General features: G+C 68.8%; 16 protein-coding genes and 5 pseudogenes. 9 read left to right on the forward strand and 12 right to left on the reverse strand.

What is annotated here, in order from left to right; genetic code table 11:
- Positions 1–21 precede the first annotated feature (21 nt).
- Positions 22–1002, forward strand: a complete 981-nt coding sequence (locus tag ACZ5K7_RS20040; protein WP_468914973.1) for an NADPH:quinone reductase — start codon at positions 22–24, stop codon at positions 1000–1002.
- Between the two features lie 372 nt (positions 1003–1374).
- On the opposite strand, the gene ACZ5K7_RS20045 is transcribed toward ACZ5K7_RS20040, so the two are convergent.
- A complete protein-coding gene (locus ACZ5K7_RS20045) occupies positions 1375–2037 on the reverse strand; it encodes an SDR family oxidoreductase (protein WP_468914974.1) in 663 nt (220 codons plus the stop codon).
- A 69-nt stretch (positions 2038–2106) separates the two neighbouring features.
- Complete coding sequence (locus tag ACZ5K7_RS20050) at positions 2107–2952, reverse strand: SDR family oxidoreductase (RefSeq protein WP_468914975.1); 846 nt, start codon at positions 2950–2952, stop codon at positions 2107–2109.
- A gap of 274 nt (positions 2953–3226) precedes the next feature.
- Between ACZ5K7_RS20050 and ACZ5K7_RS20055 the strand changes: the two genes are divergently transcribed.
- Positions 3227–4096: a helix-turn-helix domain-containing protein gene (locus ACZ5K7_RS20055; RefSeq protein ID WP_468914977.1), complete on the forward strand. Its 870-nt coding sequence runs from the start codon at positions 3227–3229 to the stop codon at positions 4094–4096.
- A gap of 225 nt (positions 4097–4321) precedes the next feature.
- A pseudogene (locus tag ACZ5K7_RS20060) lies at positions 4322–4540 on the forward strand (oxidoreductase); the annotation flags it as partial.
- Between the two features lie 246 nt (positions 4541–4786).
- Here the strand turns inward: ACZ5K7_RS20060 and ACZ5K7_RS20065 are convergent.
- From ACZ5K7_RS20065 to ACZ5K7_RS20075, 3 genes and pseudogenes are all read right to left on the reverse strand, one after another.
- Positions 4787–5010, reverse strand: a pseudogene (locus tag ACZ5K7_RS20065) (SDR family NAD(P)-dependent oxidoreductase); the annotation flags it as partial.
- An 80-nt stretch (positions 5011–5090) separates the two neighbouring features.
- A pseudogene (locus tag ACZ5K7_RS20070) lies at positions 5091–5412 on the reverse strand (aldo/keto reductase); the annotation flags it as partial.
- A 41-nt stretch (positions 5413–5453) separates the two neighbouring features.
- Complete coding sequence (locus ACZ5K7_RS20075; protein WP_468914979.1) at positions 5454–6434, reverse strand: aldo/keto reductase; 981 nt, start codon at positions 6432–6434, stop codon at positions 5454–5456.
- Positions 6435–6650: 216 nt separating this feature from the next.
- Here ACZ5K7_RS20075 and ACZ5K7_RS20080 point away from each other — a divergent pair, with 216 nt between their 5' ends.
- Positions 6651–7517: a helix-turn-helix domain-containing protein gene (locus tag ACZ5K7_RS20080; RefSeq protein WP_468914981.1), complete on the forward strand. Its 867-nt coding sequence runs from the start codon at positions 6651–6653 to the stop codon at positions 7515–7517.
- A 155-nt stretch (positions 7518–7672) separates the two neighbouring features.
- Here ACZ5K7_RS20080 and ACZ5K7_RS20085 read toward each other — a convergent pair.
- Both ACZ5K7_RS20085 and ACZ5K7_RS20090 read right to left on the reverse strand, forming a co-directional pair.
- Positions 7673–7936 (reverse strand): annotated as a pseudogene (locus tag ACZ5K7_RS20085) (XdhC family protein); the annotation flags it as partial.
- Positions 7921–8520, reverse strand: a complete 600-nt coding sequence (locus tag ACZ5K7_RS20090) for a hypothetical protein (protein ID WP_468914983.1) — start codon at positions 8518–8520, stop codon at positions 7921–7923. The gene ACZ5K7_RS20090 and the pseudogene ACZ5K7_RS20085, both read right to left, overlap by 16 nt.
- 122 nt (positions 8521–8642) lie before the next feature.
- Between ACZ5K7_RS20090 and ACZ5K7_RS20095 the strand changes: the two genes are divergently transcribed.
- Positions 8643–9335, forward strand: a complete 693-nt coding sequence (locus tag ACZ5K7_RS20095; protein WP_468914984.1) for a TetR/AcrR family transcriptional regulator — start codon at positions 8643–8645, stop codon at positions 9333–9335.
- Between the two features lie 235 nt (positions 9336–9570).
- On the opposite strand, the gene ACZ5K7_RS20100 is transcribed toward ACZ5K7_RS20095, so the two are convergent.
- The gene (locus ACZ5K7_RS20100; protein WP_468914986.1) at positions 9571–10407 is read right to left on the reverse strand and encodes a CAP domain-containing protein; all 837 of its coding nucleotides are present in this window, start codon (positions 10405–10407) and stop codon (positions 9571–9573) included.
- An 837-nt stretch (positions 10408–11244) separates the two neighbouring features.
- On the opposite strand from ACZ5K7_RS20100, the gene ACZ5K7_RS20105 reads away from it, so the two are divergent.
- Entirely contained in the window at positions 11245–11619 is a 375-nt protein-coding gene (locus ACZ5K7_RS20105) for a hypothetical protein (protein WP_351703018.1), read from the forward strand.
- A 75-nt stretch (positions 11620–11694) separates the two neighbouring features.
- Here the strand turns inward: ACZ5K7_RS20105 and ACZ5K7_RS20110 are convergent.
- From ACZ5K7_RS20110 to ACZ5K7_RS20120, 3 genes and pseudogenes are all read right to left on the reverse strand, one after another.
- A pseudogene (locus tag ACZ5K7_RS20110) lies at positions 11695–11910 on the reverse strand (IS110 family transposase); the annotation flags it as partial.
- 37 nt (positions 11911–11947) lie between these two features.
- Positions 11948–12193 carry a winged helix-turn-helix transcriptional regulator gene (locus ACZ5K7_RS20115; RefSeq protein WP_468915365.1) on the reverse strand — a complete coding sequence of 82 codons (246 nt, stop codon included), beginning with the start codon at positions 12191–12193 and terminating at the stop codon, positions 11948–11950.
- A 49-nt stretch (positions 12194–12242) separates the two neighbouring features.
- Entirely contained in the window at positions 12243–13859 is a 1617-nt protein-coding gene (locus ACZ5K7_RS20120) for a serine/threonine-protein kinase (protein WP_468914988.1), read from the reverse strand.
- Positions 13860–14343: 484 nt separating this feature from the next.
- On the opposite strand from ACZ5K7_RS20120, the gene ACZ5K7_RS20125 reads away from it, so the two are divergent.
- The gene (locus ACZ5K7_RS20125) at positions 14344–14544 is read left to right on the forward strand and encodes a hypothetical protein (RefSeq protein ID WP_468914990.1); all 201 of its coding nucleotides are present in this window, start codon (positions 14344–14346) and stop codon (positions 14542–14544) included.
- A gap of 202 nt (positions 14545–14746) precedes the next feature.
- On the opposite strand, the gene ACZ5K7_RS20130 is transcribed toward ACZ5K7_RS20125, so the two are convergent.
- Positions 14747–15619 (reverse strand): aldo/keto reductase, encoded by an 873-nt coding sequence (locus tag ACZ5K7_RS20130; RefSeq protein WP_468914991.1) that lies wholly within the window; start codon positions 15617–15619, stop codon positions 14747–14749.
- Positions 15620–16088: 469 nt separating this feature from the next.
- Between ACZ5K7_RS20130 and ACZ5K7_RS20135 the strand changes: the two genes are divergently transcribed.
- Complete coding sequence (locus ACZ5K7_RS20135) at positions 16089–16985, forward strand: helix-turn-helix transcriptional regulator (protein ID WP_351703000.1); 897 nt, start codon at positions 16089–16091, stop codon at positions 16983–16985.
- A 28-nt stretch (positions 16986–17013) separates the two neighbouring features.
- Positions 17014–18033, forward strand: a complete 1020-nt coding sequence (locus ACZ5K7_RS20140; RefSeq protein ID WP_468914993.1) for an aldo/keto reductase — start codon at positions 17014–17016, stop codon at positions 18031–18033.
- Positions 18034–18200 lie beyond the last annotated feature (167 nt).

Raw genomic sequence — 18200 nt, forward strand, 5'->3', positions numbered from 1 at the left:
CCGGCCCCGGAGGTACTGCCCATGCTTGCGTCCTGGTACGACGAACAGGGCCCCGCCGCCGACGTCCTGCGCGTCGGTGAACTGCCCGATCCCCAGCCCGGCCCCGGCGAGGTCCGCGTCCGTGTCACCCTCTCGGGCGTCAACCCCGGCGACACCAAGAAGCGGCGCGGCTGGCTCGGCTCGTCCATGCCCTACCCGCGGGTGATCCCGCACAGCGACGCCGCCGGCGTCATCGACGCGGTCGGCAACGGGGTCGACGCCCGCCGACTCGGGCAGCGGGTCTGGGTGTACGGCACCCAGTCCTACCGTCCCTTCGGCACCGCCGCCCAGTACACCGTCGTACCCGACAGCCAGACTGTGCCCCTGCCCGACCACCTGGGTGACGAACTCGGCGCGAGCCTGGGCATCCCCGGGATCACCGCCCACCGCACCGTCTTCGCCGACGGACCGGTCGAGGGAAAGCTCGTGCTCGTGCACGGCGTGCTCGGAGGAGTGGGTTCACTGGCAGCCCAGCTCGCCCGCTGGGCAGGCGCCACCGTGCTTGCCACCGTCCGCCGTGGTGCGGACCTTGACCTTGTGGACCCGGCCGTCGTGGCCCACGCCGTCGCCCTGGACCAGGAGGACCCGGCGGCGGCGATCCGCGCGTACGCATCCCACGGCGTCGACCGGATCATCGAGGTGGCCCTGTCGGACAACGCCGACCTCGACAACGCCGTCGCCGCGAACAACGCCGTGATCGCGGCCTACGCCACCCGCGCCGACCGCACCGAGATCCCGTTCTGGCCCTTGCTGTTCAACAACGTCACCGTGCGGCTGCTCGGCAGCGACGACTTCCCGGCCGAGGCCAGAAGCCAGGCCACCCGCGACCTGACCTCCGCAGCCGCTGTCGGCGCTCTCAGCGTCGAGGTCGGCGACCGCTACCCGCTGGAGGACATCGCCAAGGCCCACGACCGCGTCGACGCGGGAGGCCGTGGCCGCGTCCTGCTCACCGTCCCCCAATGACGCGGAGTCGGAACACTGCCTTCGCGGTGATGGCCGGTGCTACCGAGATGCAGGCGGCAGCCGCCGATGGCTGATGGTGCACGAGATCAAGCGTGCACAGTCGGAGGCAGTGGTCATGAGATGTGGCGGGTCACGGGTGGCGTCGCAGCGGTGCGGACCCGGCGCGAGGGTCGGCAGGGGTGTCGGGGGCACGCCGGGGGGCTGTCGTACGGCCTTCTGAACGTGCCGTGGTCGGGACCACCGTGTCGCTTGCCCCTGTCGACTCGATGGGCGATGCGGTGGATTCGCAGATCCGGCAGTATGTCGGCGAATAGCCGCAGATGCCGACCGGCGGACTGATCGTCAGGTGCCCGCTGCGCGCCTCGCAGTTGGTCAGTGAGCGGTGAAGTCACCGTCGACCGGAAGAGCGACGCCGACCACGAGGCCGGCGCCTGGGCTGCACAGCCAGAGAACGGCTGCCGCGATTTCGTCCGCGCGCCCCAGCCGTCCGATCGACTGGTCTTTCATGATCTCTGCCATGGCATCGGCCTGGTTCTCGACCATGTCCGCGGCCATGGGAGTGTCGATCACACCGTGCTTGGAGGCGTGGTGAGCAGCACGTTGTGGCATGCCCAAGAGCCCTCCCATCGAAGAGCAGTTGACGATGACACGGCTGCCTTGCGCGCGCATCTGACGCAGTTCGTGCTTCATGCTGATACGGGCGAGTGCGGTGTGGGTGTCGTCGTGTGACATGAAGTGGCCGGAGGCGGCGCCGTGCCAGTGCGCCTCGCCCGGTGGCGTGTAGATGACGTCTCCGGGGCGGGCTTCGAGGATCTCGCCGCCACGGGACTGGATCAGGGCGATGCCCTCGACGATGTACAGGGTCTGGCCCAGGCCGTGGCTGTGCCAGGCGGTACGGGCACCGGGCGCAAATCTGACCATGTTCGCCCGTACTCGCGAGGGCTTCTGACCCTGGTAGATGACGTCGAACCAGACATCACCGTCGAACATGTCCGCCGGGCCTTTGGCGGATGGCGGCTGGTTGAGGATCTCCATCGTGCCTTCTTCGAAGAGTGCCGCTGCCGCTGTTCAGGCGGCAACGTGACAGCCGGCCTTCCGGGGCTGTCAGGCGGTGGTGTCGTCGTGGGCGAGGTCGCCGCCGAGTTCGCGGGAGGCTTCGGCCTGGGCGCGGAGTTCGTCGGCCTTGGCCTTGACGCCTTCGATGGCGTCGGCGCCGGCGACGAAGCGCTGCAGGGGCTTGTCCTGGTCGGCGATGGCGAGCAGGGCGCGGGCGAGCTTGGCGGGGTCGCCGGTCTGCCGGCCGTTCATGCTCTTCCAGGCGGCGACGGTGGCGGTGGTGCGCTCGGCGTAGTCGTCGATGGTCGGCTCGGGCCAGATGGTGGAGCCGTCGACGAGGAGTTCGGTGCGGAAGAAGCCGGGTTCCACGACCGTGGTGTGGATGTTGTACGGCTCGACGTCGTAGCGCAGCGACTCCATCCAGCCCTCGACACCGAACTTCGATGCGGCGTAGGCGACGCAGAACTCCTGGCCGATGATTCCGGCGGAGGAGGAGAGGGTGATGACGTGGCCGGCGCGCTGCTTGCGCAGGACGGGCAGGACGGCGCGGGTGACGTTCATCGGGCCGAAGAGGTTGGTCTCGATCTGCTGGCGCATCTGGTCGGGCGTGATCTCTTCGAAGTAGCCGGCGTAGAAGTTTCCGGCGTTGTTGATGAGGACGTCGATGCGGCCGAAGCGGTCGACGGCTGCCTGGACGGTGGCCTGCGCGTCGTCGAGGCTGGTGACGTCGAGCTTGGTGACCAGCAGGTTGTCCTGCGGTCCGCCGAGGGTCTTCTCGACCTCTTCGGGGCGCCGTCCGGTGGCGACGACCTGGTGGCCCGCCTTGAGGGCCTCGCGGGCGATGTCGGTGCCCAGGCCGCGTCCGGCGCCGGTGACGAGAATGACCTTGCTCATGAGGGATTCCTTTCAGATGCCGAATCCGGCACCCGGAGTCGTGCGGTGATGAGATGCGCGGCGTCGCCGGCGAGGCCAGGCCTCCCGGGCATCGGGACCGATCAGGTTGCGCAGAGGGGGCTGCCGATGCCCTGGCCGGTTTCTGCCGGCTACCTCACCGACTTTCGCACGTTCACACGCATCCGTAAGGGGAGAATTCCTTACCCGTATAAAAGGTTCCAGGTATAAATTCCTACCCCCCAATGTCGGTCCTTTCGGTGCCACGCTGGCCGGTATGACTCGCAACGCGCATCTCAACGAGCTGGGCGAGTTCCTCAAGACCCGCCGGGCCGAACTGAGCCCCCGCGCCGTGGGCCTGCCCGAGACGGGCGGCCTGAGGCGGGTGAAGGGACTGCGCCGTGAGGAAGTCGCTCAGCTCGCCGCCATCAGCACCGAGTACTACACGCGCCTTGAGCAGGGCCGCATCCAGGCATCGGGGCCGGTGCTGTCCGCGTTGGCGCAGGTACTACGTCTGGACGACGACCAACGGGACTACCTCTTCGAACTCGCCGGCAAGGACCAGGCCCGGCCTCGCCGCCGTGCCGTGCAGAAAGTGCAGCCGACGCTGCAGCGCCTCCTGGACAACCTGATCGACACCCCTGCTATTGTTCTGGGCCGCCGTACGGACATCCTCGCCTGGAATTCCCTGGCCGCCGCCCTGATGAGCGATTACGCGGAAATTCCGGAGAAGAAAAGAAACCACACGCGGATTCTTTTCACCGATCCCGCGATGAGGACGCTGTACGCGGACTGGGAGGAGGTCGCTCACACCACAGTGGCGCAGCTGCGGATGCAGGCTGCCAAGTATCCCGACGATCCCCGGCTGGCCGCCCTCGTGGGAGAGCTGTCCGTGCAGGATCCGCACTTCCGCAGCTGGTGGGGCGACCACCACGTCGCCGCCCGCACGATGGGCACCAAGACCTTCCGCCACCCCGTGGCCGGCGAGCTGACTCTCGACTGGGACACCCTCACCGCCGGCATCGACGCCGAGCAGCAACTCGTCGTGCTGACCGCCGAACCCGGTACCCCTTCCCACGACGCGCTGCGCATCCTCGCCTCCTGGGCCACGGGCCACCAGCAGCCCGCACCCGACGCCGCCACCTGACCGCGCCAGTACGGGGCGACCTGCGACGGCCGACGCAACGCGGCGCAGCCGTCATCACCGTCGGCGAGGCGCACCCACCTGGGCTGTCCTGCGGCAAGGCCGTGTCCTGGCGCGCCGTCGTGCCACTGACGTCTCGTGCGGTTCGTGCGCCCAACGGCCGACCGTAGGTCCAGGCCGTTGTTCGCCGCTGTGCCAGTACACCCCCCAACCGATGAGGAACCACTCGTGAGTGCCCTGTTCACTGCCCTGACCCTGAGGTCGCTTGAGATCCCCAACCGCGTCTGGACGTCGCCGATGTGCATGTACTCGGCCGCTTCGGACGGGCCGGAGACCGGGGTGCCGACCGACTTCCTCCTGACCCACCTGTCCAGCCGGGCCGTCGGCGGGGCCGGGCTGGTGATGGCCGAGGCGACCGGGATACGGCCTGACGGGCGCATCACCCCTACCCCCTCGGCCGCTGCCTCAGCCGTCAAGCCGCGGCGTTGCAGAGCAGAGAACACCGACCCACGCAGACGATGCCGCCGAGGTCGGCACGGCGTCGGTGAGGGCGGCAGCACGCAGTCCTGCTGTCCTGGAAGCAGCCCTGGGGGTGGCCGACCGGCGCGATCGGGTAGCGAGCGCGGGTTCGGCCTGCGTGTTCCAAGCCGGACGGACCGTCGAGCACTTCGACGGCCCGTACCCATCAGGCGGTCAGGAGCCCAAGTCGTATGCGTAGTGCCGGAATCCCTTCCGGTCGCCGTGCATGCCCCACAGCGTGCGGGCCAGGATGGCGGGATCCGTGTTCGGTCGCCGGGCACGATCGCGCCGGGAATGATGAGCTGCCCGACGTGGACGTTGTCGTCGGCGAGCGCGTCGTGGAGCATCCGGGCGTAGGCGCTTTCGGCGGCGAACGCGACCGACGTGCCGGCACGCTCGACCGGGGTCCCCGGGTCGAAGCGTGGATTTGGTACAGGTCGATGTAGTCGGTGCCGAGCCGGGTGAGCGACGCGTCGACCTGCTCCATGATCGCTTTGCGTGACAGCCCCGAACCTCCGGGACCGTCATGCATGTGCTGATGGACCTTGGTCGCCAGCACGATGTCGTCGCGCCGCGTGAACTGTTTGACGGCCCGGCCGACGATCTTCCGAGGCGCCGAAACTGTAGATGTCGGCGGTGTCCCAGAAGGTGATCCCGAGGTCGAGTGCTTTCCGGAAGAACGGTGCGGCAGCGTCGTGGCCGAGGGCCCACATCTCCCGGGATCCGTCGCCGAAACCCATGGTGCCCAGGGCGATACGGCTGACGCTGAGGCCCGAGGACCCCAGACGTGTGTATTGCATGGCCTCGGCTTTCCGGAGTGCGCGGGGGACAGCGTCGGCGGTCAGCGGTCGATGCTGGCCATGTTCGCCTCGTCGTGGCGCTCGCCCGCGGCCGGCGTGAGGTTGTTGAGGCGGTCGAGCTGAGCGGCGCTGAGTTCGATGCCGTCGGCGGCGGTGTTCTCTTCGACGCGTGCAACGCGCCTTGTGCCGGGGATGGGGGCGATGTCGTCGCCGCGGGTCAGCAGCCATGCCAGCGCGGTCTGGGCCGGGGTGGCGCCGATCTCGGCGCCGATGGCCTGCACTTCGTCGACGATGCGCAGGTTGCGCTGGAAGTTCTCACCGGTGAAACGCGGGTTGGTCTTGCGCCAGTCGTCGTCGGGGAAATCGTCGACGGTACGGATCTGGCCGGTCAGCAGGCCGTGCCCGAGCGGCGAGTAGGGAACGAACCCGATACCCAGCTCGCGCAGCAGCGGGAGGATCTCGTCCTCGACGTCGCGGGTCCACAGTGAGTATTCGGTCTGCAGCGCGGCCACCGGATGCACGGCGTGTGCCCGGCGGATCGTCTCGGGTCCGGCTTCGGAGAGTCCGATGTGGAGCACCTTGCCCTCGGCGACCAACTCGCCCAGCGCACCGATGGTCTCCTCGATGGGAGTGCTGCGGTCGACGCGGTGCTGGTAGTAGAGGTCGATGTGGTCGGTACCGAGCCGCTTGAGCGAGCCTTCGACCGCGGCCTTCACGTTCGCGGGGCTGCTGTCGACGACACCGGGGCCGCCACCGGCGTGGGAGACGAGACCGAACTTCGTCGCCACGACGACGTCGTCGCGCCGGCCCTTGATGGCCTCGCCCACGATTTCCTCACTGTGGAAGGGGCCGTAGATCTCGGCGGTGTCGATGTGAGTGACTCCGAGGTCCAGCGCCCGGTGGATGGTGCGGATCGACTCGGTGTCATCGAGTCCCCCGCCCGTCGTGTAGGTGCCGGACATGGTCATGGCTCCCAGGCCGATCCGAGAGACATCGAGTCCACCCAGAGAGATGTGCTTCATCACAGAACTCCGCTTCTCAGTTTCGTTACGGGAAAACTCGGGCGGTTATTTCTGAGACGCCGCCGCCTCGTTTTCGCCCGGTCGCGCATTCAGCGTCACATGCCCAGAGACCTCTGCAAAGGGGAGGGTTTCTTACCGGGAATGAATGTTCCAGGTAGAGATCTCTACCCCCCAGCCGTGCTGTGCCGGAGCGGATCCGGCAGTACCGTGGCGCGCATGAGCAGGGACGCACACCTCAACGAGCTGGGGGATTTCCTCAAGGCCCGCCGTGCCGAGCTGAGCCCGCCATCCATGGGGCTGCCCGACAACGGGACCCTGCGCCGGGTCCCGGGCCTGCGCCGGGAGGAAGTGGCGCTGCTGGCGGCGATCAGTACCGAGTACTACACCCGCCTGGAACAAGGCCGTATAGAGGCCTCCGCCCCGGTCCTGATGAACCTGGCCCGGGTGCTGCGCCTGGACGACGACCAGCGCGACTACCTGCTCGGACTGGCCGGAAAGGAAAACGCACGGCCACGTCGCCGCCCGGCGCAGAACGTCCGTCCGCAGATGCGACGGCTCCTCGACAATCTCGTCGACACCCCCGCTCTCGTCCTCGGCCGACGCATGGACATTCTCGCCTGGAATCCCCTCGCCGCGGCCCTGATGACGGACTTCTCCCAGATCCCGGAAAAGCAGCGTAATTCTGTGCGGCTGGTATTCACCGACCCCGCGATGAGAAAGCTGTATACGGACTGGGAAGAAGTCGCCCGTACCACCGTCGCTTTTCTGCGTATGGAAGCCGCTGACAACCCGGATGACCCCCGGCTCAATGAACTCGTCGAGGAGCTCTCCGCTCAGGATCCTCAGTTCCGCGAGTGGTGGGCCGCTCACGACGTGGCCCACCACGCCATGGGCACCAAGGCCTTCCACCACCCGGTGGCCGGTGACCTCACCCTCGACTGGGAAACCCTCGCCTGCCCCACCGACCCCGACCAGCAGCTCACCGTCCTGACCGCGGAACCCGGCACTCCCTCGCACGAGGCTCTGCGCTTCCTCGCGTCCTGGGCCACCACCCACCGGTCCAGCGCCGGCACCGTCGGCTGACTCCGGGCCATCCGGTCGAGGCGGTCAGGTCGGTTGTCCGCGGCTGTTCGCGCGGCCGATGAAAGAGCACCCGGCGCGGGGCGGTGAATGGGCCCGGTACCGCGGGACAGGGGCAGGCCGGTGCCCTGGTGTGCGTGGGCGATGATCTCGGCCGTGATGGACACGGCTGTTTCTTCCGGGGTGTGGGCGCCGAGATCGAGTCCGATCGGGGAGCGCGGGCGAGCCGGCTCGTCCTCGGATACGCCGAGTTCACGTAGCGCGCCCAGCCGGTGGTCGTGGGCCCGCCGCGATCCGCCGTCGCCCCCTACTCCGACGACTACGACGAGACGGTCGCCCGCAACGTCCGCGAACAGGACGCAGATGCGAGGCCGTCCATCGCCAACCCTCTGTCCTCGATCGACCGTTACGACGTGGTGCAGTCCCTGGGGGTCGAGCGGGACAGGCGGATCGCCGAGACGAGGAAGAAGATCCCTCCGAGCGTCGCGTAGCCGGCGAGGGTGGTCAGCGAGGGGTCGTCCTGTGTGGCGCTTCGGACGAAGGACGCGCCGGCCAGCACGGAGATGCCGCCGCTGAGAATCATGGCCCACTGGCCGCCCATCGGCCGGCGCGCGACCCCTACGAGGAGCTGGACCAGGCCGGAGACGACCGCCCACGCTCCCCAGACGCGCAGCACGTCGGCGACGCCCGAGGTGCTGGCGACCGCGACTCCGACGGCGGCGAGGCCGCTGATGGCCATGTTGGCGTACAGGCCCTTGACCGGCCCGGCGGGGCGCGTCGACCTGGCGTCGACCACGGCCGCGGCCACGTCGAAGGCGGGATAGACGAACAGCAGCAGCTTGGTCACGGCGGTGAGATCGGATCCGGATACCAGCAGAAGCGCCGCCCACGCGGCGGCGAAGACGAAGCGGATGAAGTACAGCCGACGCAGGGCGGGCGTGGCGCTGACGTGCTCGGCGGAGGCGGCGGAGCGCCGAAGTGTGGGACGGCCGGCAGGACGGATCACGGGAAACCTCATCTCGAAGTAGAGAGAACGATCTCTCTTGTCTGCAGCCTGACACACCCCTTCCACTGAGACAAGAGAGAACGTTCTACCTAATCGATAGAGAGAGCGTTCTACCTGCTACGATGAGCGATATGACGCAGACGGAACCCGGCACCGGCAGGAGAGTCTCCGAGGCCCGAGAGCGGCTCCTGAGAACCGCCGGGCAGCTCTTCTACACCGAGGGCATCCACACGGTGGGGGTCGACCGCCTGGTTACCGAGGCGAAGGTCACCAACGCCACCTTCTACCGCCACTTCCGCAGCAAAGAAGACCTGGCCGTCGCCTACATCGGAAGCGTCGACCAGGCGATCCGCACCCAGATCGGCTCCCTGATGGCCGCGGACGTGCCGACCGACGGCATCCTGCGGGGCATCGGTGCGTCTCTGGTCGAGCAGATCCGCTCGCCCGGCTACCGCGGATGCGCCTTCCTCAACGCGGCAGCGGAATTCCCCGTTCCCGACCACCCGGTCCACCGGGCCGTCGTGCAACATCGCGAGTGGTTCCTGCAGACGATCACCGGACTGTTCGCCGAGATCACGGACGCGTCCGCCGAGCACGCAGGGCGGCACTTCGTCATGCTCCGCGACGGCGCGATGAGTGCCGGCTACCTCGGCGACCCCGTCATGGCTGGCGAGACCCTGCTGCGCGGCATCGAAGGACTGCTGCGGGTCCACACCGCCCGTGGGCTCGACGAGGGCGCCGCCCCCGCACCCGACCAGGCACCTGCGGCAGCCGCGACGGTCTCCGACATCGAGTGCTCGCCGCCCAGCGCGTAGCGGCCGCGGCACGACCGGCCGCGCTCGCGCCGAGTGGGCCGGGGCGCGGTCACCCTCAGCCAGGACGCGGGAGCCAAACACCGGCAGGCATCGACTACGGCACCGAGGAGTGACAGAACACGAAACGGGTGAACTGCGGGTCCGTAAGGCCGTCACCGCTCACGCCCTGTGACCGTCGCCCCGCCTGCCGGAGGCGACTCGGTGGGGAAGTACGGCGACGGCAGGCGGCACCAGCTCAACGGGCGGTGCCGAAGTCCTGGGTCCAGTAGCTGTTGGGCTGGGCGAGACCGACGCCGATCTCCTTGAACGTGCAGTTGAGGATGTTGGCCTTGTGGCCAGGGCTGGCCATCCAGCCCGCCATGACCTGCTCGGGAGAGGCGTAACCGTAGGCCACGTTTTCGCCGTAGGCGCTCCAGGTGTACCCGGCCCTGGTGATCCGGTCTCCGGGGGAGGAGCCGTCGGACCCGAAGTGCGACATGTTCTGGTGCAGCGCCATGTCGTCACTGTGTGCCTGGGCGACCTTGGACAGGGTGGTGTTCAGGGTCAGGGCCGAACAGCCGACCTTGCCGCGCTCGACATTGACGAGTTCCAGGACGCGAGCGACGACTCCGGACGCCGTGCCGACGGCCTTTGGGGTGCTCGACGGCTTGGGGGCCGCGGAAGCGGCGGTGGTGGTGTGACGCGTGCTGGGCGACGCGGTGGTGCTCGGCTTGGGAGCGGTGGTCCGTGCGGTGTGCCAAGGCACTGTGGCCTTCGACCTCGGCGCGGTGGTCTTCCCGGTGCTCGCAGGGGCGCGAGGAGTCTTCGCGGCGCTCGGCGCCGCCGATGCCGTCCACGAGGGCTCGCCGGTCTGGTTGGCGTTCCAGGGGCGGCCCCAGTTCGCGTCGTTCCACCAGTCCTTCTTGTTCAACGAAATCTTGGTTGCGCTGTTCTCGGCGCTGTTGGACCGGTGTGCGCCGCTGTCGGGCCAGTTGGTACAGGCCACGGCGGCGGACGGTATGCCCACGGTGCCCACGGCGACGACAGCGATGGCTATCCGCCGGTAATGCGTGTTCTTACGATGTCTACCCATGCGTAACCCGCTCCTGAGCTGCGGCGGCGTCCTGCGGGTCGTCATTCTTAGGACGCCTTCACATGGAGCGCAAAGGGCCTCAGTACTAGCTGGCTTCGTAGGCTTCGGCGGCCCTTGTCATAGGAGTGGGTGGGCTGGTCCGGTTTCCGGAGCCTCGGCGAAATTCTGTCGCCCCGTCAGAATCCCTACGTGCGCGCAGAACGGATGGGGGTGTCTCGCGGGCGGAGAGCCGTGAATCCAGGCGCGGCGCATGCGTGCCCCAAGACGGACAAATCCCATATGTCGTCAGAGTGGCCTCTACTATCCGGCACGCGTAGATCCGGATCTGCTGTGATGGATGTCACGGAATCATGCGTTCTGGTTCTGGCCTGACCTGGATGCCGCGGGTCAGAGTGCGGAAGGGGCGAAGCTCGTCGGGTAAGCCCCCTACAGCAGGGATACGGCGGCCAGGAAACCGCCTGCCCACCAGAACGGCCTGGGAGGGCCTCGCGCGCCAGACGGGTACGGGCGGACGGACCAGGAATGAGGAGAGGGGACGGCGGGACCAGAAAGCGTGAGACCTCGCCGACCTTGGAACCGTGCCAGAAACCGAGCTGCCAGGGCGGTGTCCTACGTGGTGAGGCGGACGAGGCGCTTGGAGCAGCAGATGGCGGCGGCCAGTGCGAGAAAGGCCCGGAGTTGCGGGGATTCCGTTCGTAGCCGGGGGGCGCCCCTATCTCTTTGGTCAAGCCGTCTGGGTGTCTGAATGGCGCCCTTGGGTGCGTCGCACGTCCGTGACCGAGACCCTCCAGATCGAGGAGCGATCTCAGGTGCGATAGTTGGCGCCACACCAGGCGAATGGGCGTGCTGGCCGGAGGGGGAAGAGTGGAGCGGATCAGCGAGGACCAGATCGCGCAGGTGGTCCGTTTCGTGTTTTCACGCATCCCCGACACCGCCCCACTCGAAGGTGAAGCCCGTCGCACGGCCATGGCTCTGCGTCTGGCCGCCAACAAGCAGATCGCGGCAGTGCGCTACCACCGAACCTCTCCGCCTGAGCGCGCGGCGGAGACCGAGCTGCATGCAGCTGCCTCATGGAACCTTTTGGTTGCCTTCGCTCAGGTCTGGCACGACCACCCGGATTTCCCCGCCGACGCCGCCCTGGAGACGTTCGAGTTCGACTGCGAGTCGCCTCTCTCGACGACCGCGCAGCGCAACTTGCCGTGTGAGCGGTAAGCCCCACGGAACTTGGCGCAGAGAAGACCTCCTCTCCGACGCTGGTCACGTGCTGGGTCGGAGGACATGCAGATCTCAAGTCACTGCTGCAGGCGGGGGTTCGTAGAAGGTGCCGTCGCGGAGCATCGCGAAGAGGACGTCGGCCCGGCGTCTGGCGAGGCAGAGCAGGGCCTGGGTGTGGTGCTTGCCCTGGCTGATCTTTTTGTCGTAGTGGGCCCGCGACTCCGGGTCGCCCAGGGCGGCGAACGCGGAGAGGAAGAAAGCCCGTTTGAGCTGCTTGTTCCCCCGCCGGACGCTCGGGGTTGTCTCGGTGCCCTTCGAGGTGACTTCATTCCTTCAGGCCTCGGCGGTCGTACACCGCCTGGCTTTCCTGGATCTGGCCGGCGTGTTCGACGGTCCACACGTAAAGGTGGCTGAACGGCTCACGGAGGGAGTGCCCCAACGGGGTCAACGAGTACTCGACTCCCACGGGGGATGTGGGCAGTACCGTGCGCACGACCATGCCGTTGCGCTCCAAGCGGCGCAGTGTCTGGGTGAGAACTCGCTGGGTGATGCCCTCGAGTCGCCGCTTGATGTCGGTAGTTTTCCGGCCACGCTGTTCCGTTGGGCTTGCGGCATCGCCGTCAGGACGCGTGGGTGACGCTCACCCGCACGGTCAGCGAGCCCCTGTTGTCCGCGGAGCAGGACCCGGCCGTGTCGTTCATCCCCAGCTCCAGGTCCCCGTCCCCGGTGGCCCGGAACGTCAGCTCCGTTCCGACGGTGTGAATGGGGAAGTCCTTGGCGCCCACCAGACGCGCCACCAGGGTGCCGAACGGAGCCGAGGCCTTGACCTTGCAGTCCTCCGCCCCGTCCAGCCGCTGGTTGGTCTCCGCGTCGTACCCGGCCGGCCCGGTCATGGGCATGTTCCGGGTGTCGGCCGTCCATTCCCCGGCGACGAACCGCACCGTGACCTGGTCGTCCTTGGCGACCGAGGCTCCCGGCACCTTCTGCCAGCCGGTCGCCGACTCGACGACCTGGTTGACGGTCGTCGTGCTCGGGCCGTCCTCGGGCGGCAGTACGCCGGTGAGGAAGAGACCGCCCACGACACCGGCCGCGAGGACGACTGTGCCGGCCAGCGCCCACAGCAGTCGCCTCGGCCCTCTCCGCGGGGACGGTGGGGCGAGCGGGGCGCCGAGGGACGTGGTGTGGCGTGCCGTCATCGCCGTACCGGTCGTCCCCGCCGTCCCGGAGGGACGGAGCTGGTGGTGGCCGCCGGTCACGGTGTCCGCGTAGGCGGCCGGGGCCGTGAACGACGCGGTGGCTGCTGTGGCCTGTGTCGGGGAGGGCGCGAACACGCGCACGGTCGGTGTGGGCAGTGGCTCGGCATACGTGGCCCCTGACGCCACACTCGACAGCGCCGACCGTACGACGGCCGACTGCGGGCGCTCCTGGGGGGCCTTGCGCAGCAGCGCCTCGACGACCGGCCGCAGCGGGCCGAGCCGCTCCGTCAGGGCGGGTTCCTCGTACGCCACGGCGTGCAGCGTCGCGGGTGCCGCCGCTCTGCGGAACGGGGACTGCCCGCCGCAGACCGTGGCGAGGGTCGCGCCCAGGGACCACAGATCGGAGGCCGGGCCCACCTCCGCCCCCATCACCCGCTCGGGCGCCATGAACTCCAGGGAACCGACCAGTTCACCGGTGTTCGTCAGGAACTGGCCGTCGTCCAGCGCCGCGATGCCGAAGTCGGTGAGGACGGCACTGTCGTCGTGGCGCAGCAGGACGTTGGCCGGTTTCACGTCGCGGTGCAGGGCGCCGGCCGCGTGCACGGCCTCCAGAGCGTCGAGCAGTTGCAGCCCGAGGGCGGCGGTGTGCCGGGGGGTGAGCGGTCCGGTGCCGGCGATCCGTTGGGCGAGGGAGGGGCCCTCGACGAGTTCCATCACGATCCACAGCCCGCGCTCCGACTCCACCAGGTCGTGGACGCCGACCACATGGGGATGCGGCACCCGGGCGACGGCGCGGGCCTCGCGGACGGCCCGGTGCACACGGGTGCGCTGCTCCTCGTGGTCCTGGGCGAGGACGTGCAGCTCCTTGGCGGCGACCGGCCGGTCCAGCAGTTCGTCGTGAGCGCGCCAGACCGTCCCCATGCCGCCTCGGCCGAGGACGTCGTGGAGACGGTAGCGGCTGGCGATCAGCTGCTCCGGCTCGCGGTCCGAACGGGGCGCCGCCTGGTGATCGCCGTCTCGGGACATCACACGCTCTCTCATGTTTCTCTTCCGGCGGCGCGGAAGGGCCGCCGACGGTCATCTGTTCGAACGCGGCCGAGCATAGCGGAGCGACAGTGGGTGTGACGGACCATCAACTCCCTTGTGGTTTAGCGCCTTTGGGAACAGCGTTGATGGTCCGATCGCTGTCAGGCGGCCTGGACCCGTTCACGAAGGTCACTACCGAGTTCCCTGCCTGAACGCCTTCCTTCCCGCCGCGCTCAGCGTACGCAATGAGGTGTGCAGGCCCGCCGCCGCCGAGACGGGCCCCCGCGCCTGAACCGAGCCCGATCAGTGATGGAACCAGGCCGTCGCCGCGAAGGCGTCCGAATCGGCGTCACGACAGTCCCAGGCGGCTGCGTCATCACCCAGCCCTGGGGCTACGCCCCGGCCATGTCCGATGTAGTGGACCGTCTGTCATCCGGCACCGTCTGCTACGGCCTCTATCAACCCCAAGTGCGGTGACGAGGGCAGCATCACCCGCAACATGGTTTCGGAGGGCTGGGACCTGCGCCCCGGCCGCGAGCCCGGCACGGACGCCGCCTCGGAGGAAGTACCGCTCGCCTACCTCTACGCCCGCAAGCCGATCGCCTACGCCTGCGCGGGCCTGCGTCTGACGGATGCCCGCGCGGTGGTCGGCGCGCCGGGCAGGTGGGTTCAACTGCCGGAGCGCGACGACTGGGAGTAGTGAGCGAAGGATACGAACGCGCCGCCGGCGAAGGTGACGTCGCAGTGGCAGATATCGCAGTAGAGGATGGCGAGCCTGACATCGTGCGGGCCGACGTCTCGGCGGTCGATGGTCAGGGCGGTGAGCGGCTTGCCCGCTTCGTGGGCCGAACGCGTTGACAGTGGTGGATCCGGGGATTCCTGTGCGTGGGTAAGAGGTGAGGTCAGGCTTCGGGGATGGCGCGGCCGTAGGCGGCGAGGGTGATGTTCTCGGGCTCGGGGCCGCCGCGGCGGCCGGTCTCCAGGGCGTCCAGGGCCTTCAGCTCATCTACGGTCAGCTCGAAGTCGAATACGTCGATGTTCTCGGCGATGCGGTGCCGCTTGGTCGACTTGGGGATCACCGAGCGGCCGTGCTGCACGCCCCAGCGGAGCAGCACCTGGGCGGGACTCTTGCCGTGCGCCTCGGCGATGCCGGTGACGACGGAGTCCTCCAGGACACTCCTGCGGTTCTCGCCGTACCCCGGGTAGAAGGTGATGCCGCCGATGGGGGACCACGCCTGGTTGAGGATGCCGTGCTCGTCGTCGAAGTCGAGGACGGCGCGCTGCTGGAAGTATGGGTGGATCTCCAGCTGGTTGACCGCGGGGACGACGGTGGTGGCGTCGAGGAGCGCGGTCAGGTGGTCGACCACGAAGTTGCTGACGCCGATGGCCCGGACCCTGCCGTCGGCCAGGAGCTTCTCCAGGGCGCGGTAGGCGGCGATGGTCCTGTCGAAGTCCGACGGGAGGGCCTGGTGCAGGATGAGCAGGTCGATCCGGTCGACGCCCAGCTTGGCGGCGCTCTTGTCGAAACCGTGCAGGGTCTCGTCGTACCCGTAGTCGCTGATCGTCGGCTGTGCGGCCCGCCGCTCCACCCGGACGAACAGGCCCGGCATCACCGCACCCGCCACCAGCGGGACCAGGGTGGCCGGGGCGGTCCAGCCGAGATCGGACGCGTCGACGCTGCCGAGGACCAGAGCGGTCGAACCCGGCGTCGCCAGGAGCACGCCGGGAACGTCGAAGCGGCCCCGCCGCAGGTCGGTCTCCGGCAGTAAACGCACCGCCGGCACCCTCAACGACCATGAAATAGCTGACGCAGATGATCGCCAGGATCAGTGTCGCGTGGACCGGGGGCCGGTGCGGCTGCGCCGCCGGGCGCGGCGCGGAGATGCTCCGGTCACCTGGCGTTTCGCCGGCTCCCCGAGGGCCCGGGCCGACTGTGCGCCCGGTGCGGACGCCGCCGGTCGCGGACGGAGGCGCTGTGCCCACGGTGCTCCTTCAGGCAGATCGGTCTCTGGTTCGGGCCCGGTCGTGGTGGGCCGGGACCTCGGTCCTTTCCAGCGAACCGCGCCTCGGCCCGCAGGTGGGAGTCACTGCTCTTCCAGGTAATGGCAGTACCTCGCAGGCACCTGCCGACGGATCTACCGTGAGGGGACCGACACAGGAAGCACGACGATCAGGACACGACGATCAGGAGGAGCCCCCGCATGTCCGCCCTCGCTGCCACCGCAGTAGCTCCGGGTCCTGAGCATGGCTGACACCGACAGGAAGACCCTGGCCGCCGAGGTCCGCGAGTTCCTGGGCACCCGGCGGGCTCGGATCACCCCGGAGCAGGCCGGGCTGCCGGTCTACGGCGGGAACCGTCGCGTCGCCGGCCTGCGCCGCGAGGAGGTCGCCCTGCTCGCGGGCATGAGCGTGGACTACTACATCCGGCTCGAGCGCGGGAATCTCACCGGCGCTTCGGACTCGGTGCTCGACGCCCTCGCGCAGGCACTGCAGCTGGACGAGGCCGAACGCACCCACCTCTACGACCTCGCCCGCGCGGCGACACCGTCGGGCCGGCGGCCCACCGTGACCGCGTCCCGCGTGCGGCCCACGATCCTGCGGCTGCTCGACTCGATGACCGACGTGCCGGCGTACGTGCGCAACGCGCGCTTCGACATCCTGGCCGCCAACACGCTGGGACGGGCGCTGTACGCACCGGTCTTCGACTCGCCGCTGTTCGCCCGGCGAGGTCCGGTCAACACCGCCCGCTTCATGTTCCTCGACCCCGCCGGCCAGGAGTTCTGGATGGACTGGGAAAAAGCCGCCAATGACGCGGTCGCCTTCCTGCGCACCGAGACGGGCCGGGCACCCCATGACAAGGCGCTCACCGATCTGGTCGGAGAGCTGACGACCAAGAGCGACCACTTCGCCCGCCGGTGGGCCCGCCATGACGTGAAGTTCCACCGCTCCGGCGTCAAGAACCTGCACCACCCGCTGGTCGGTGATCTCGCGTTGCCCTACGAGGCGATGGACCTGCCGGCCGATCCCGGCCTGCGCCTGAACTTCTACACCCCCGAACCGGACTCCCGGGAGCGGGAGGCCCTGGGCCTGCTCGCCAGTTGGGCGAGTTCCGGCACCGTCGTCCCCACCGTGCACGACTGACCACCACACGATCGAGGAGAACAGTTCCATGCAGTACCGACCGCTCGGCCGCACCGGCGTCCAGGTCAGCCCGCTCTGCCTGGGCGCGATGATGTTCGGCCCCTGGGGCAACGAGGACGAGACCGACTCGATCCGGATCATCCACCGCGCCCTCGACGCGGGACTCAACTTCGTCGACACCGCGGACGTGTACTCCGCCGGCGTCTCGGAGGAGATCGTCGGCAAGGCCCTGAAAGACCGCCGCGAGGACGTGTTCCTGGCGACCAAGTTCTTCATGCCGATGGATCAGGACGACCCCAACCAACGGGGCGGCTCGCGGCGTTGGATCATCCGCGAGGTCGAGAACTCCCTGCGGCGGCTCGGCACCGACCACATCGACCTCTACCAGGTCCACCGCCCCAGCCCCGACACCGACGTCTCGGAGACCCTCGGCGCCCTCTCCGACCTCGTCCACCAGGGCAAGATCCGTTACATCGGATCCTCGTCCTACTCCGGCTCCCAGATCGTCGAGGCCCAGTGGGTCTCGCGCGAGCGGAACCTGGAGCGGTTCGTGACCGAGCAGCCGCCGTACTCGATCCTGGTCCGCGGCATCGAGGAGGACGTGCTTCCCACTGTGCGCCGCCATGGCATGGGCACCCTCACCTACAGCCCGCTCTCCGGAGGCTGGCTCTCCGGCCGCTACCGCAAGCACGCCACCGAGGGGCCCGCCTCCACGGCCCGTCCCCAGGCCCGCTTCGACATGAGCACCCCCGCCAACCAGCGCAAGCTGGACGCCGCCGAACAACTCGCCGTCCTGGCGGAGAAGGCCGGCCTCACGCTCATCGAGCTCGCCGTCGCCTTCGTCATCAATCACCCCGGCGTCACCTCGGCGATCATCGGGCCCCGCACCATGGAACAGCTGGAGGCGTTCCTGCCCGCCGCCGATGTCACGCTGACGGCCGACGTGCTCGACGCCATCGACGAGATCGTCGCCCCCGGGGTCACGGTCAACCCGGTCGACAACAGCTACGGCGACTTCGAGCTGCGCGCCGACCAGCGGCGGCGGTGAGGCGAGTCGCTAGGCAGGTCACGGTAGGGGCCGGGGTCGGATGCTTTCGTCATTCCGGGAGAGGAACCAACCGGCTCGTGACGGTGCGCAGGACGGGGTGAGAGCGCCCTCCCCAGGCGTCCGCCTGGGGAGGCTCAGTCCTCGCCCCTTACGACGACGTTCCAGTC

The organism is Streptomyces sp. NPDC031497 (assembly GCF_055580905.1).